The sequence below is a fragment of the Aeromonas sp. 600774 genome (assembly GCF_049175075.1).
In the GTDB taxonomy this organism is placed as follows: Bacteria; Pseudomonadota; Gammaproteobacteria; order Enterobacterales; family Aeromonadaceae; genus Aeromonas; species Aeromonas veronii_A.
This window is the reverse complement of the sequence record NZ_JAAKUJ010000036.1, coordinates 1-648: the sequence shown is the minus strand read 5'-3', so window position 1 is coordinate 648 and position 648 is coordinate 1. Positions and strand designations below refer to the sequence as shown.

Sequence of the window (648 nt, the reverse complement as noted above, 5' to 3'; positions counted from 1 at the left end):
ATTCATGACTGGGGTGAAGTCGTAACAAGGTAACCCTAGGGGAACCTGGGGTTGGATCACCTCCTTACCTTAAGATGACGAAGTTGTTGAGTGTTCACACAGATTGCCTTGATTCAAAGTAGTTAGAGCAAAGACCTGATGCGAAAGCGTCAGTGCTTGTTTGGTGAAAGCCAAACGAGAGAAGCCCTATCATTGGGTTTTGGGATGTGAATAATGGCGCTCGGCCTCGCAGGCTCGGCACTCGCCATTACCCAAAATCTGCACTGCTGACGCAGCGCAAAGATGATTTTGGGTCCCCTTCGTCTAGAGGCCTAGGACACCGCCCTTTCACGGCGGTAACAGGGGTTCGAATCCCCTAGGGGACGCCACTTCTCTTCTTGCTAACAAGAATGCAGACATAAGCAGTCATGTTTATGTCTGTTTTCTTCGGCCTTGAGCCGTTGCAAACATGCTCTTTAACAATCTGGAAAGCTGATTTAAAAAGTAGTTCTCAAACATTTGTTACAAGTGCTTTGGAAACTTCTTGGCGAAAACCAAATTTTATTTGGTCCTTGTTGTACGACAACAGGCTGTGCCGGTTTCACCGACACTTCTTGGGGTTGTATGGTTAAGTGACTAAGCGTACATGGTGGATGCCTTGGCAGTCAG

Annotated in this window: 1 tRNA gene and 1 rRNA gene; both read left to right on the top strand. The window is 47.5% G+C overall.

What is annotated here, in order from left to right:
* Positions 1 to 67 (top strand): 16S ribosomal RNA (locus tag G5171_RS20275); the annotation flags it as partial.
* Between the two features lie 225 nt (positions 68 to 292).
* Positions 293 to 368: transfer RNA gene (locus G5171_RS20270), tRNA-Glu, on the top strand.
* The last annotated feature ends 280 nt before the right edge of the window (positions 369 to 648 follow it).